The following is a 13,793-nucleotide window of genomic DNA, read 5'->3' as shown; positions in this document are numbered from 1 at the left end:
GCGCGCAGGTAACAACGCATGAGTCTTCTATGGCTGATAAAAACTATGTTCTGATCGGAAACGGAGGCCCAATCCCTCTTGCACCGACGGGGCGACCGGTCAAATCTGAGGCCAACCGGTGAGTGGAGGCATACATGGCAGGAACACGCATAGAAACTGACAGTTTTGGCCCACTCGACGTACCTGCCGACAAGTATTGGGGGGCGCAGACCCAGCGCTCGATCCAGAATTTCCCCATCGGGTGGGAGCGTCAGCCCGTCGCCATCGTCCGCGCGCTGGGCGTAGTAAAAAAGGCCTGCGCCCTGCGCAACCGCGAAACCGGCGCGCTGGTCACGGAGCTGGCCGACGCGATAATTGCCGCCGCCGAAGAGGTGATCGCGGGCAAGCTGGACGATCACTTCCCGCTGGTGGTCTGGCAAACCGGTTCGGGGACCCAATCGAACATGAATGCCAACGAGGTGATCGCCAACCGTGCCATCGAACTCTTGGGCGGCCAGCTAGGCAGCAAGGCCCCGGTGCACCCCAACGACCACGTGAACATGGGGCAATCCTCGAACGACACCTTTCCCACCGCGATGCATGTGGCGGTGGCGATGACCGCGCGCGACGTGCTGCTGCCCGGGCTGCGCGCCCTGCTGGCGGGGCTGGAGCAGAAGGCCGAGGAATTCCGCGATATCATCAAGATCGGCCGCACCCATACGCAGGACGCGACGCCGCTGACCCTGGGACAGGAGTTTTCGGGCTATGCCCACCAGACCCGTATGGGGCTGGCCCGGGTCGAAGCCGCCCTGCCTGGCATCTATGAACTGGCTCAGGGCGGCACCGCCGTGGGCACCGGCCTGAACACACGCGAAGGCTGGGCCGAGGCGGTGGCCGCCAACATGGCCCGGATCACCGGCCTGCCGCTGGTCAGTGCGCCCAACAAGTTCGAGGCGTTGGCCGCCCATGACGCGATGGTGTTCCTCTCCGGCGCGCTGGCAACGGTGGCGGGCAGTTGCTACAAGATCGCAAACGATATCCGCTTTCTGGGTTCTGGCCCCCGCTCGGGCCTGGGGGAACTGATCCTGCCCGAAAACGAACCGGGCAGTTCGATCATGCCGGGCAAGGTCAACCCGACCCAGGCCGAGGCGCTGACGCAGGTCGCCGCCCATGTGATGGGCAATGACGCGGCGATCAAGTTCGCAGGCTCGCAGGGGCATTTCGAACTCAATGTCTATAACCCCATGATGGCCTATAACCTGTTGCAATCCATGCAGCTTCTGGGCGATTCGGCGGACAGTTTCACACAGCGGATGCTGCTTGGCATCCGCGCCAACACCGCCCGGATCGACCAGTTGATGCGCGAAAGCCTCATGCTGGTCACCGCGCTGGCGCCGACCATCGGCTATGACAACGCCACCACGGTCGCAAAGACCGCGCACAAGAACGGCACCACCCTGCGCGAAGAAGCGGTGCGGCTGGGCTTTGTCGACGGTGAGACCTTTGACCGGGTGGTACGCCCCGAACAGATGATCGGGCCGCGCGACTGATGGGAAAGCCGGTCAACCTCAACCAGTTCCGCAAACAGAAGGTGCGCGCCGAGAAAAAGGCGCGCGCGGACGAGAACGCGGTGAAGTTCGGCCGCAGCAAGGCCGACAAACAGCTGGAGCGCGCCCGCGCCGACAAGGCCCGGCGCGATCATGACGGCCACGAGGTCGAGGAATGAGCGGCCGCCCCGTCAAACGTTCGCTGACGCTGCGAGGGCACCGCACCTCGGTCTCGCTCGAGGATCCGTTCTGGCGGGCCTTTCGCGCGATCGCAAAGGAGAAAGATATACCAGTCAATGTTCTGGCGGGCGATATTGATGCCGCGCGCGACCCCGAGACCGGCCTCGCCTCGGCCATCCGCGTGTATGTTCTGGGCTGGTATCAGAGCAGGCGGTGAACCCGGGTTGACAGCACTAGGACGCCTGACCTACAAACTCTAGGACACGCATCCTAGAGGTTGGATATGGTACAGGCACAGACTCGCGACCAGATCGTCGCCGCCGCCGATGACCTGTTCTACCGGCAGGGATTCGCGCAGACCTCGTTTGCCGATATCGCAGCGGCTGTGGGCATCTCGCGCGGCAATTTCTATTATCACTTCAGAACCAAGGACGAGATCCTGACCGAGGTGATCCAGTTGCGATTGGCCCGCACCGCGCAGATGCTGGCGGAATGGCAGGGCGACGGTGACACCCCCCGTGCCCGCATCGCCAGTTTCATCGACCTGATGATCATGAGCCGGGCCAAGATCACCCGTTACGGCTGTCCCGTGGGCTCGCTCTGCACCGAACTCAGCAAGCTTGACCATGCCGCGCAGGGGCAGGCCAACGGGCTGTTCACCCTTTTCCGCGACTGGTTGCAGCGCCAGTTCGCCGAGGCGGGTCTTGGTGCGGAGGCGTCCGCACTGGCGATGCATCTGCTGGCCCGCAGCCAGGGCGCTGCGACCCTGGCGCAGAGCTTTCACGACGAGGGGTTCCTTCGCACCGAGGTGGCGGAGATGCACCGCTGGCTGGATGACACACTTTCCCGAACAACTTGAGGACACAAAGAGATGTTTCTGATCTTGCTGAAATTCTCCACCAACAAAGCCCGGGCGCCCGAATTCATGGCCAACCATGTCGATTGGCTGAAACAGGGATTTGATGATGGTGTCTTTGACCTTGCGGGCAGTCTTCAACCTCAGCTAGGCGGCGGCATCCTCGCGCGGTCCGCCTCGCGCGCCGAGGTTGAGGCCCGCGTCGCCGCGGACCCCTTTGTGGTCGAGGATGTGGTGACCGCCGAGGTCCTGGAGCTTACGCCGTCGCGCGCCAGCGCCGATTTCACCTTCCTGCTGCCCGAGGCTGCCGTATGAGCGGCACTGTCCCTGGCCCCGACGGCCAGCCGCGCTGCCGCTGGTGTCAGGCGGCGCCGGAATTCTTCGACTATCACGACCGCGAATGGGGCTATCCGGTGGATGACGACCGGCGCCTCTTCGAGAAGCTCTGCCTTGAAAGCTTTCAGTCCGGCCTCAGCTGGCGCACCATCCTGGCCAAGCGCGAGAATTTCCGCGCCGCGTTCGACGGGTTCGACTGGACCCGCATCGCTGTCTATAACGACACGGATGTTGCCCGCCTGCTGGGCGATGCCGGTATCATCCGCCATCGCGGCAAGATCGAGGCGGTGATCAACAATGCCCGTCGTATGGATGATCTGCTGGCTGAGCATGGTAGCCTAGCCGCCTATGTCTGGTCCTACGAACCCAAGCCCGAGGACCTGCCCGAGCCGCAGACTGCCAGCATCATCCCCGCCTCGACCGCGATGTCGAAAGATCTGAAAAAACGCGGCTGGAAATTTGTTGGCCCCACCACGGTCTTTGCCTTCATGCAGGCGATGGGGTTGGTCAACGACCACGCGCGGGGCTGCGCCATGCGCGACAAGGCGGCGCGGCTGCGGGCCGAATTCACGCTGCCCAAATGAAAACGGGCCGCGATATCGCGGCCCGGTTCCCGATCTGCGCCCGATTTACAGCGAGGCGCGATAGATCTTGTCGATATTGCCGCCTAGGGCTGCGTTGAACTCGGCATCCGACTGCCGTTTCGACAGACCCTCGGTCAGCGCACGCGAGAACGAGGCAATCATCTTGCCGTTCCGGCTGAGCAGATCGCAGGCCTGATCGGTGGAATAGCCACCCGACAGCGCCACCACTCGCACCACACGGGGATGATCGGCTAGAGCGTCATAAAGATTGGCGGTGCTGGGAATGGTCAGTTTCAGCATCACATCCTGCCCATCGGCCAGCGTGTCGAGATGCTTCAGAATTTCCTCCTTCAGCATCTCTTCGGCCTGCGCCTTGGTGGTCGAGTGAATGCTCACCTCGGGTTCGACGATCGGCACCATGCCGGCGGCGACGACTTCGCGTGCGACGTCGAACTGCTGCGCCACCACGGCGGCAATGCCTTCGGCATTGGCCTCGTGGATGACCGAGCGTTCCTTGGTGCCGAACACGCCTTCGGCCTTGGCCAGGGTCGCGGCCAGGCCTGGGATCGGCTTCATCAGCTGCACGCCATTGGCCTCGTCTTCGAGACCCTTGTCAATCTTGAGGAAGGGCACCACACCTTTGACGTTCCACAGGTAATCGGCCACGCCACGACCCTCGATGCTCTCGCCCAGGGTGCGTTCGAACAGGATCGCGCCGATCACCTTCTTGCTGGTGAAATCGTCGGCCAGGATGATCCGGGCGCGCATGCGCTGGATCTCGGCGAACATCTCTTCCTCGGATCCGTATTGCGCCGCGTCCACACCATAAAGCGCCAGCGCCTTTGGGGTCGAGCCGCCGCTCTGATCCAGGGCCGCAATGAAGCCCGCGCCATTTGCCATCTGTTCGCGCATTTGTGCCTTGGACATATGTCTTTCCCGTCTAAATGATTCCGCTTGGCACCGCATACAGTATGGCAAACGCGGATGGTAGGATGTTAGCGCTCAACCACGCGCAGCCAGATGCCATCCGCGGCCCGCACGGTCAGATGCGCCACCGGAACCGGCTCGCGCCCCGCGATCCGCTCGAACCGGAACCGCCGCAGCAGCATCGACAGGATCAGCGGCCCCTCGACCATGGCAAACCCCGCCCCGGTGCAGACGCGCGCGCCCGCCGAAAACGGCATATAGGCGCTGCGCTGGCAGGTCTTGCCATTCTCGGTCTGCCAGCGGGCCGGGTCGAAGTCGTCGGGCCGCTCCCACAGGCGCTCATGCCGGTGCAGGTGCCAGGGGCTGAGCACGATCTGCGCGCCCCTAGGCACATCGCGGTCGCGGAACCGCTCGGGGCAAGTCGTTTCGCGCACCATCATCGGCACGGGCGGGTACAGGCGCAGCGCCTCGCGGAACACATCGCGGCTGAGGCGCAGTTTCGACATTACGCTGAAGTCCGGCGCACGGTCCAGCGCCCTCGCCTCTTCGGCCAGCCTGTCCTGCCAGTCAGGATAAAGCGCCATCAGGTACAGCGTCCAGGCCAGCGCCGAGGCGCTGGTTTCGTGCCCGGCCAGGAAAAAGATCGCCACCTGATCGACCATCTCGTCGGTGTCGAACCGGTCGCCTGTCTGCGGGTCGGTGGTGGTCATGATCTTGGTGGCCAGGTCATCGGGCGCGGTGCCGGCGCGGATCTCCTCCATCCGGGTATTGGTCAACTGCCGGATCAGCCCCCGGATTACCGCCGCGTTCCGCCGGGTTTCGCGCGAATGGAACCGGGGCACCCAGCGCGGCACCGGCACAAAGGCCGCAAGGTTCAACAGCGGCTGCGCCCGCTGATAGGCCCGGAACCGGGTGAACACCTGCGCCGCCACCTCATGTTCGATCGGGATCGAGAACAGGGTGCGAAAGATCACATCCGCCGCCGCGTGGCTGGTGACCTCTTCGATCTCGGACTCCCGCCCGGCCTGCGCCGCCAGCCGGTTCACCGCCGCCTCGGAGGCCGCCCACATGGCAGGAAAGGTATCGCGCAGGCGCCCGCCTTCGAATGCCGGGTCGATGATGCGCCGCTGGCGCTTCCAGGTCTCGCCATTGGTCAGAAAGACCGAATTACCCAACAGCGGCCGCAACCCCTCGCTGATGCGGTTCGACTTGGGGAAATCATCGGGACGCCCCTTCAGCACCGTGTCCACCAGATCGGGCTGGTTCACCAGATACGAGCGAAAGAAGGGCGTGCGGAACTCGGCCATCCAGGCGCGGTACAGCCGCGCGGGCTGCGCCGACAACAGGTCCTGGCGGAACAGTTTGAGATAGCGCCAGAGCGAAACCTTGTCCGGGCGCGCGGGGGGTTTGGGCGGGATCATGGGGCGCCCATATCGGTATATTTGCTCACCGCCCGGTCGATCCGCGATTTCGACGGCGCCCGGTCGCGATAGCGCGCGGCCAGCGTCTGCGGCCCGGCGGTGATGCGGAAATAGTCATAGTCCCCCACCTGATCGAAGGCGCAGAGATACTGGAAATGCAGCCGGAAGAAACGCCAGCGCAGCTCGGCCCAGCGGGCCGGGCTGAGCGTCTGGGTAAAGGCCGCCGACAGCACCAGCGGCCAGCGCTTGCCCGTCGCTGGGGCAACCCCGCTGACCGCCACCGGATCACACAGCGCGAAGGCACAGCCATCACCCGGCGCCGAGACATCGACCCAAGACAGCTCGTCGCGCGCGCAGAGATAGTGCAGATCGGCGCGCAGCCGCTGCGCCTCGGGCAGGAACGACACCATCGGCACCACCTGCCCCAATGTCAGAAACCCCAGCGCCGGACCGTCCGCGGGCACCCTGCCCGCGCGGATCAGATCGGCCAGCACCGACACGCCCACATGCGCGCCCGAGGAATGGCCCACCACCAGCACCTCGTCGGCCTCCCCCGAAAGGGCCTCGGCGATCCGGTCGGCGAAATCGCCGATCCGCGCCTCCAGCTCGGGCGGATTGGCGCCGCGCCAGCGCGCCGAATAGGCATAGTCATGCATCAGGTAATAGGCAAAGAAGGTGCCGTCCTTGACCCGGAACCAGCGCAGCAGGTAGACCGCCGCGCCCGCGCCCGCGCCCATCCCGGCCAGCGCGGCAAGCGGCCATCCGGTCAACCCACCCAGCCGCCAACCCAGCCAGACCAGCAAGAGCGCCGCCAACAGCTGCGCCAGCAGCATCCCCACCGGGTAAAGCGCCGCAATCACCGGCCCCTTCCGCAGCCGCATCAGCCGCCAGAGCACGCCCGAAGCGATATAGGTCCAGGCGGTGCGCGCCAGCTGCGCATAGGTGGCCGGGATCGAGTTCGACATGCTGCCGCGCACGATATCCGACCAGACCAGCACCTCGACATCCGCCTCAACCGCCTCCCCCTCCTGTTCAGAGCTGACATGCCAGCCATAAGGGCCCTTGGTGGTCTTGGGCTTGAGCGTGACGGAATAGCCCGAGATCCGCGTCTGCTCGGCGCTTTCCTTGCGATATAGCTCGCGATAACGGCGGGGATGAATCGGGTCGTAGCCGGGGATATAGAACACCCGGCGTCGGCGCACCTGACCTGCGGATGGGACACTGCTCATGGCTCGACCTCTTTGGGCCAAACCTAGCGCATCACTGGGACAAGATTAAGCCCAAGCAATGACAATCCTTCTGCTTCTTGCTGGCTGAAGATACTCTCGGGTGGCGTCGGGCCAAGGGCCCGGCGGCGGGGGGAGTAGACAGCGCCCCGGACCTGATTAGCCCAGCACCGCCATTGCCGGGAAGGTCTCCAACAACCACCAGCTGAACTGAGTGAACAGGCCGGTAACCAGCATGATGCCGACAAACAGCAACAGCCCGCCCATCACCTTTTCGATCAGCCCCATATACGGCTTGACCCGGTTCATAAGCGCCATCGAGCGGCTGAGGAACATGGCCGCCAGCAGGAAGGGAACCCCCAGCCCCGCCGCGTAGACACCCAGCAACAGCGTGCCCCGCGCCACCGAGGCCTCGGACGCCGCCAGCGACAGGATCGCACCCAACTGCGGCCCGATACAAGGTGTCCAGCCAAAGGCAAACGCCAGCCCCAGCACATAGGCCCCAAACACCGACCCCCCCGCGTCACCGGTCTGCATCCGCGCTTCACGATCCAGCAGCGGAATGCGAAAGACGCTCAGAAAGTGCAGGCCGAACACAATGACCACCACGCCCGAGGCCTTAGCGAACAGCTCCTGATTGGACAGCACAAAGGCGCCAAAGGCCGAAGCCGTGAACCCCAACAGCAGAAAGACGGTCGACAGACCCAGCACAAAGAACAGCGCCGCCAGCGTCGCCTTGCGCCGGGCGGCGGCCTGGTCCTGGATCTCGCCCAGGCTCACCCCGCTCATATAGGCCAGATAGGGCGGCACGATGGGCAGCACACAGGGGCTGAGAAAGCTGACGATCCCGCCAAGGAGCGCCACGAACATGGCGGGTAAAAGCCCCGCGTCGATGATCTCTATTCCAAACATGTCCTGCACATAGGTGATCGTGGGAGCCACGTCACGGGGCCATGCGGTCACATCCTCGTGGCCCTGTTGTAGCAATGTCGCGCCGGGCGCTGGACAGGCGCGCGGCCCGGGCGTATCTGCGGGGCATGACCAACGATTTCGAGACCCTCGACGCGCTGGGGCTGCTGTGCCCTCTGCCCGTGCTCAAGGCCCGCAAGCGGCTGAAGTCCATGGCGCCCGGCGCGGTGCTGCGGCTGCTGGCCGACGATCCGGCGGCGGTTGTGGACGTGCCCCATTTCTGTGCCGAGGCGGGCCATGCGCTGATCGGCCAAGAGGACGCCGCCGATCACCAGATTTACCTGATCCGCCGCACAAAATGAAAAAGGCGGGTTTCGAGGAGCCCGCCTTTCCATTCTTATTGACCCAGCGACCACCACCCGCGCCGTTTGGGTTTCGGCGGGCTCTCGGGTTCAATATCTGCCTCGGCCACAACCAGTTCTGGCTCAGCCTGTTCCTCTTGTGCCACGACCGGAACTACCGGAGCTGCGGGGATACCTTCGTCTGGCCTGACCGAATCTGCCTCAATGGCTTCGGCGGAAGCAGCGACGGCTTCATGTGCTGGTGCCGCTTCGACATTTGCAGCAACGTGTTCAGTTGTTTCTACAGCGGCGTCGACCATCGGCTGTTCGGCGGCTTCAGCATCACCCGCAACGGCTTCGGCCACGGCAGCTTCGACCACGGCGTTTTCTTCGACACCCACGGTTTCCGAGGATGCCCCGTCTGTCACGCTGGCCTTAGCGGTATCCGTATCAGCCTCCGCCTTCTTGCTGCGACTGCTACTGCGCGGTTTGCGCGGCTTGGCGGTTTTTTTCGCGGGCTCGGGCACGGCCTCTGATTCGACCTCGGTCTCGCCTACAGCCTCAACAACCACCACTTCCGTTACCGCCTCTTCAATGGTGCCTTCGGCCTTGGCCGGTTTCTTGCGGCTGCGGGTGCGCTTGCGCGGTGCCTTAGTCGCGCTCTCCGCCTGGGCATCCTCTGCCTCGGTCGCGGTTAAAACCACGGCCTCCGATTCAACCGTATCGTCTACGGCTTCGGCCGCGCCTTCATCGCCGGTTTCATCATCGCTATCGGCCTCACGTGTGCTGTCCTCACCGCTATTGCCACCACTCTTGCGCCGACGCCGCCGACGACGTTTACGCTTGGGCTTGCCTTCACCGTCCCCGTCGCCTGGGATTTCGGTGCGCACCTCGTCGGTCTCGTCTTCTTCCTCGGCGACCTCGTCGGCATCGACCTGTTCCATCAGACGAGTATCGACCGAAACCACCGGTGCCTGCACCTGAGGTACCGCTCGCGTCGCAGTCTTGAACTTCTCAAGTTGGAAATCCGGGCTTACCAGATGCGGATCGCCTTCAATACGCACGGACATGCCATAGCGTGCCTCGATCTGCGCGATATGTTCCCGTTTCTGGTTCATCAGGTAGTTGGCAATGCCCACTGGGCAACGAACCAGCACCTCGCGCGAACGGCGGCGCGTACCTTCCTCCTCGATCTGGCGCAGGATGCTCAGCGCCATGTTGTCATCCGAGCGGATCAGGCCAGTGCCGTGGCACGAGGGGCACGGCTGGGTGGTAGCCTCGATCATGCCGGGGCGTAGGCGCTGGCGGCTCATTTCGAGCAGGCCAAAGCCCGAGATCCGGCCCACCTGTATACGGGCGCGGTCGGATTTCAGCTTGTCCTTCAGACGCTTTTCGACGGCGGCGTTGTTCTTGCGTTCGTCCATGTCGATGAAGTCGATCACGATCAGGCCGGCCAGGTCGCGCAGGCGCAGCTGACGGGCCACCTCTTCGGCGGCCTCGAGGTTGGTCTTGAGCGCAGTTTCCTCGATCGAGCCTTCCTTGGTGGCGCGGCCAGAGTTCACGTCGATCGCCACCAGCGCCTCGGTCACGCCGATCACGATATAGCCGCCGGATTTCAGCTGCACCGTCGGGTTGAACATCGAGTTCAGATAGCTTTCCACCTGGAAGCGCGCGAACAGCGGCAGCTGGTCCTCGTACCGCTGCACGTTCTTGGCGTGGCTGGGCATGATCATCTTCATGAAGTCCTTGGCGATGCGGTAGCCACCTTCGCCCTCGACCAGAACCTCGTCGATGTCACGGTTGTAAAGGTCGCGGATCGAGCGTTTGATCAGGTCGCCCTCTTCATAGATCTTGGCGGGCGCGATGGATTTCAGCGTAAGCTCTCGGATCTGCTCCCACATGCGCTGAAGGTATTCGTAGTCGCGCTTGATCTCGGCCTTGGTGCGCTTGGCGCCGGCAGTGCGCACGATCAGTCCGGCACCCTGAGGCACGTCTATCTCGGCGGCGATCTCTTTCAGCTTCTTGCGATCGACTGCATTGGTGATTTTACGACTAATTCCGCCCCCACGCGCCGTGTTTGGCATCAGCACACAGTAGCGGCCTGCCAGAGACAGGTACGTGGTCAGCGCAGCGCCCTTGTTGCCGCGTTCTTCCTTAACCACCTGCACCAGCATGACCTGGCGTACCTTGACCACTTCCTGGATCTTGTACTTGCGCGGACGCGGCTTGCGCGTCGGACGCAGGTCTTCGGCGTCATCTTCTTCGGCAATGGATTCGATGCTGTCGTCTTTCGACGCCGCGTCCGAAGGCAACTGTTCTTCTTTGTCTTCAAGATCCGAAGTGTCGTCATCTTCGGCATCATCGTCGTCGGTATCTGATGCCGCCACTTGGGCAGCATCAGCCCTTGTTACAGACTCTTCGGGTTCTTCGACAGGTGTCTCGGGGACACGTTCCATTGGCGAAAGAGCCTCGGGAAAATCGGCCTCTTCCCCATCATCCGCGAGCAGATCAATGGTCTCCATACCACTGATTTCCGTCTCGGTTACTTCCAGGACTTCTATCGGATCGTCCAATTTTGCGGCAGCGGCCTTGCTGCGCGAGCGGGAGCGGCTGCGCTTGGGCTTTTCATCATCCTCATCCCGCGCCCGCTGTGCCTCGGCGAACGCCCGTTCTTCTTCCATCAGGGCCTGTCGATCGGCGACGGGGATCTGATAATAGTCAGGATGAATTTCAGAGAACGCGAGGAAGCCGTGACGGTTCCCGCCATAGTCAACAAAAGCAGCCTGAAGCGAGGGCTCAACGCGCGTTACTTTTGCCAGATATATATTGCCAGCTAGCTGGCGTTTGTTTTCAGACTCAAAATCGAACTCTTCGACCTTGTTTCCTTCAACCACCACGACCCGGGTCTCTTCCGAGTGGGTGGCATCGATAAGCATCTTCTTTGCCATGTGTCCTTGATGCACCCGGTCATAAGTATACGCCCGGGCGGCCTTACGGTTGCCAAGCGAACAACTTCTGAGGGGTGTCTTGTCTGGGCGATAAGCAACCGCGCGCGGCAAGGTACGGCCGAGAGGCCCCCTGCTGGTCCATTGACTCTTCGCGCGCGCGTCATCGCGGTTCTTCTCCGACAGGCCGGAATATTCCAGACCCGCCCGTTAATTCCCGTCACCCGATTTCTGGGCGAAGGTATTTGCACGCCCCTTCACGGGGCCAATCGGTCTGCTTTGTCTCCGGGATCTGTGCCAACGGGGGCAGAGCAGCGAAACTCTCAGGGTGCGGGCCCATGGGAAAAAAACGCCCGGCCCGTCTGACCACAATAAAAGCAGAGCTGTGGAAAAGACAATGGGCAAAGTGCAGCTTTGCCTTTTGGGCGGGCTTGACCCCACCCAAGCCTGCGTGATCCATGGTCGACATGAACCGCCGATCGGTGATTCTTACCGGGGCCACCACGCTGGCCCTTCCGCGTCTACTCTGCGCCGACGCGCCGGTCACGGTCGTCTTGGTACATGGGGCCTGGGTCGGCAACTGGTACTGGCAGTCGGTAGAGGCGCGGCTGAACGCCCGCGGAATCGCTAGCCGCGCCCCGGATCTACCGGCAACAGATGCCGCAATCGGAGTTAACACTCTGGCGGATCGCCTGGCACAGACTATCGAAGCTGTCGGATCGGCGGTTGTTATGGTGGCTCATAGTGCCGCAGTGCGCATTGCAACCGCGGCCTGGGACAGGGCCCGTAGCTCTGTCAGATCGGTCGTCATGATCGAGGGCCCACTCCCACTTGCCCCGCCGCCTGAGGTTATCCCGGCCGATACCCGTACACTGGAGTATCTCATCGTCAAGGCGCCAGGCATTGTCGACGCCGGTTTATGGCCCGCGCCAGCGGCGCTGCGCGCACGATATGGAGACCGGGTTCGGCCGCAAAGTCTGGCAAGCCTGACGAGCGAGGTCATTTTGAAGAACGGCCCCCTGCCCCCTGAACCCACGCGTTACGCGGTGTCGATGACCGACAGCCCGCTGGCCGGTCTGGCGCGAAAAGCCCAAGGGGTGCCGGGATGGGGCCATGTGACACTATCAGGCACCCATGATGTAGCCGGCAGCGCCCCGGATGCGCTCACCGACCTCATTGCAGCCGTCGCCGATGGCGCTAGTCAGAGGTAATCCGACCTCTGTAACCCGTATTTGGCCATCTTCTCGTTGAGCGTCCGGCGCGGCAGGCACAGTTCGTCCATCACCGCCGCGATCGAGCCCTTGTGCCGCCGCATCGTGTTGTCGATTAGCATCCGCTCGAATGCCTCGACATATTCCTTGAGCGGCTTGCCCTCAGTGGTCATCACCGGCTGCATATCCTCGTGATCGGACATCAGAAGCGAGGCGATGGTTCCGGAACCACGCCGCGCCTGCAACACCGCGCGTTCGGCGATGTTGATCAGTTGACGCACGTTGCCCGGCCAGGGCGCCTGCAACAGTTGCGCCGCCTCCTGCGCGCTGACCTGCGGCGCGACGCAGCCGTATTCCTCGGCGAACTGCTCGCTGAGCCGGGTGAACAGCGTCAGGATATCCTCGCCCCGCTGGCGCAGTGGCGGCATGGTCAGGCGCAAAGCGGCAAGACGATAGAACAGATCCGGGCGCAGCACGTCTTCGCTGGTTTTTCCCGCTTCCTGCAGGTTCGAAATCGCGATGATCCGTGTCTCGGCGGGAGTGCCCTGCTCATTCATCACCGACAAGAGCTTGGCCTGAAGCGTATCGCTCAGAGACTCCACATCTTCTAGCACCAGCGTTCCACCGCGCGCCTCCTCAATCGCCGGCAATTGGGCATCCTCTGGAAGCATGGGACCAAACAGCCGCTTTGCCAGCGCATCCTCTTCCAGGGCGGCACAGGAAACGAGAACGAATTTCTTGCCTGCGCGGCTGCCAACCGCGTGCAGCGCGTGGGCCACCAGCGTCTTGCCGGTCCCGGTTTCTCCGTCGATCAGAACATGGCCATCAGCCTGCCCCAAATCCAGGATATCCTCGCGCAGACGCTCCATCACGGGGCTGGTGCCGATCAGCTTTTTGATGATCTGGGACCCATCGCTCAACTCTCTCCGAAGCGCCCGGTTGTCCAGCGTCAGCCTGCGGGCATTGCTCGCACGCTTGGCAAGGTCCGACATGCGATCTGGGTTGAACGGCTTTTCCAGGAAATCGAACGCTCCCACGCGCATCGCCTCGACCGCCATTGGAACATCGCCATGACCCGTGATCATGATCACCGGCAGCGAGCTGTCTGCGCCCATGAGCTTTCTCAGGAATTGCATCCCATCCATGCCGGGCATCTTGATATCCGAAATCACGATACCCGGGTAATCAGGGCCGAGGATCTTCAACGCCTCTTCCGCGCTGGCAAAGGTTTCGGTGTCGTATCCCGACAGAGCCAACCACTGGCTGATCGACTGGCGCATGTCCTGTTCGTCGTCAACAATCGCAATTTTCATGGCCTGAGCCATCCGCGT

General features: G+C 63.0%; 14 protein-coding genes. 8 read left to right on the top strand and 6 right to left on the bottom strand.

Translation table 11 applies throughout. The annotated features are described in order from the left end of the window. The first annotated feature begins 134 nt into the window (after positions 1–134). From fumC to OEZ49_RS18620, 6 genes are all read left to right on the top strand, one after another. The gene (fumC, locus tag OEZ49_RS18645) at positions 135–1,529 is read left to right on the top strand and encodes a class II fumarate hydratase (RefSeq protein WP_263389712.1); all 1,395 of its coding nucleotides are present in this window, start codon (positions 135–137) and stop codon (positions 1,527–1,529) included. After that, positions 1,529–1,705: a DUF4169 family protein gene (locus OEZ49_RS18640; protein WP_263389711.1), complete on the top strand. Its 177-nt coding sequence runs from the start codon at positions 1,529–1,531 to the stop codon at positions 1,703–1,705. The genes fumC and OEZ49_RS18640 overlap by 1 nt, the downstream gene beginning before the upstream one ends. After that, a complete protein-coding gene (locus OEZ49_RS18635) occupies positions 1,702–1,923 on the top strand; it encodes a ribbon-helix-helix domain-containing protein (protein WP_263389710.1) in 222 nt (73 codons plus the stop codon). Before OEZ49_RS18640 ends, OEZ49_RS18635 begins: the two co-directional genes overlap by 4 nt. A gap of 66 nt (positions 1,924–1,989) precedes the next feature. Continuing rightward, positions 1,990–2,565, top strand: a complete 576-nt coding sequence (locus OEZ49_RS18630; RefSeq protein WP_263389709.1) for a TetR/AcrR family transcriptional regulator — start codon at positions 1,990–1,992, stop codon at positions 2,563–2,565. A gap of 12 nt (positions 2,566–2,577) precedes the next feature. Then, positions 2,578–2,877 carry a YciI family protein gene (locus OEZ49_RS18625; RefSeq protein WP_164132523.1) on the top strand — a complete coding sequence of 100 codons (300 nt, stop codon included), beginning with the start codon at positions 2,578–2,580 and terminating at the stop codon, positions 2,875–2,877. Then, positions 2,874–3,482: a DNA-3-methyladenine glycosylase I gene (locus tag OEZ49_RS18620; RefSeq protein ID WP_263389708.1), complete on the top strand. Its 609-nt coding sequence runs from the start codon at positions 2,874–2,876 to the stop codon at positions 3,480–3,482. The genes OEZ49_RS18625 and OEZ49_RS18620 overlap by 4 nt, the downstream gene beginning before the upstream one ends. Before the next feature lie 45 nt (positions 3,483–3,527). Here OEZ49_RS18620 and OEZ49_RS18615 read toward each other — a convergent pair whose 3' ends face one another. The 4 genes from OEZ49_RS18615 to OEZ49_RS18600 form a co-directional block, all read right to left on the bottom strand. Then, positions 3,528–4,409, bottom strand: coding sequence for a fructose bisphosphate aldolase (locus OEZ49_RS18615; protein ID WP_263389707.1), 882 nt, complete (start codon positions 4,407–4,409; stop codon positions 3,528–3,530). A 68-nt stretch (positions 4,410–4,477) separates the two neighbouring features. After that, positions 4,478–5,830 (bottom strand): cytochrome P450, encoded by a 1,353-nt coding sequence (locus tag OEZ49_RS18610; protein WP_263389706.1) that lies wholly within the window; start codon positions 5,828–5,830, stop codon positions 4,478–4,480. After that, positions 5,827–7,059 carry a hypothetical protein gene (locus OEZ49_RS18605; RefSeq protein ID WP_263389705.1) on the bottom strand — a complete coding sequence of 411 codons (1,233 nt, stop codon included), beginning with the start codon at positions 7,057–7,059 and terminating at the stop codon, positions 5,827–5,829. The genes OEZ49_RS18610 and OEZ49_RS18605 overlap by 4 nt, the downstream gene beginning before the upstream one ends. A gap of 156 nt (positions 7,060–7,215) precedes the next feature. After that, positions 7,216–7,968, bottom strand: coding sequence for a cytochrome c biogenesis CcdA family protein (locus OEZ49_RS18600; RefSeq protein ID WP_263389735.1), 753 nt, complete (start codon positions 7,966–7,968; stop codon positions 7,216–7,218). Positions 7,969–8,093: 125 nt separating this feature from the next. On the opposite strand from OEZ49_RS18600, the gene OEZ49_RS18595 reads away from it, so the two are divergent. Then, complete coding sequence (locus tag OEZ49_RS18595) at positions 8,094–8,327, top strand: sulfurtransferase TusA family protein (protein WP_263389734.1); 234 nt, start codon at positions 8,094–8,096, stop codon at positions 8,325–8,327. Between the two features lie 35 nt (positions 8,328–8,362). Here the strand turns inward: OEZ49_RS18595 and OEZ49_RS18590 are convergent, their stop codons facing one another. Beyond that, the gene (locus OEZ49_RS18590) at positions 8,363–11,254 is read right to left on the bottom strand and encodes an Rne/Rng family ribonuclease (RefSeq protein ID WP_263389733.1); all 2,892 of its coding nucleotides are present in this window, start codon (positions 11,252–11,254) and stop codon (positions 8,363–8,365) included. Between the two features lie 455 nt (positions 11,255–11,709). On the opposite strand from OEZ49_RS18590, the gene OEZ49_RS18585 reads away from it, so the two are divergent. Beyond that, positions 11,710–12,462 carry an alpha/beta fold hydrolase gene (locus OEZ49_RS18585; RefSeq protein WP_263389704.1) on the top strand — a complete coding sequence of 251 codons (753 nt, stop codon included), beginning with the start codon at positions 11,710–11,712 and terminating at the stop codon, positions 12,460–12,462. Here the strand turns inward: OEZ49_RS18585 and OEZ49_RS18580 are convergent. Continuing rightward, entirely contained in the window at positions 12,453–13,787 is a 1,335-nt protein-coding gene (locus OEZ49_RS18580; protein WP_263389703.1) for a sigma-54-dependent transcriptional regulator, read from the bottom strand. The two genes, OEZ49_RS18585 and OEZ49_RS18580, sit on opposite strands and share 10 nt — an antisense overlap. Between the last annotated feature and the right edge of the window lie 6 nt (positions 13,788–13,793).

The organism is Ruegeria marisflavi, assembly GCF_025673445.1.
Taxonomy (GTDB): domain Bacteria; phylum Pseudomonadota; class Alphaproteobacteria; order Rhodobacterales; family Rhodobacteraceae; genus Ruegeria_B; species Ruegeria_B marisflavi.
This window is presented reverse-complemented; position numbering and strand designations above follow the sequence as displayed.